Source organism: Citrobacter sp. Cpo071, assembly GCF_030332765.1.
Lineage (GTDB): Bacteria > Pseudomonadota > Gammaproteobacteria > Enterobacterales > Enterobacteriaceae > Citrobacter > Citrobacter portucalensis.
Genome location: NZ_JAOWHE010000001.1, coordinates 1 through 317 on the forward strand (window position 1 = coordinate 1; position 317 = coordinate 317).

Annotated in this window: 1 protein-coding gene; it reads right to left on the reverse strand. The window is 60.9% G+C overall.

What is annotated here, in order from left to right:
* Positions 1-317 (reverse strand): RHS domain-containing protein (locus tag OGY09_RS00005; protein WP_286589699.1); only part of this gene is annotated, 317 nt, incomplete at both ends.

Sequence of the window (317 nt, forward strand, 5' to 3'; positions counted from 1 at the left end):
TTGCCCCATTCGTCATACTCCGCGCGCCAGCTGATGGCGCCGTCCTGGCGTATCAGCGCCAGCGGCAGGCCCCGGTGGTCACAATGGTACAGGTGGATTTTTCTCTGCGGTATATATTCCGGCTCCATCTGGTTTTGTATCTGCTCCGGCGTCAGTCCGCACTGCGTCAGCCACGTCCGGCTGGCTTCGCTCAGTTCCCCGCGCTGTAGCTCCGTTTCCACATTATTCACCTGCGCCACCAGTTCCGGCGGGAAAGTGACGTTCGCCTCCTGCTGAAATTTCTCCGCCAGCGTGCGGCGTACCGCTTTCGCCAGTTC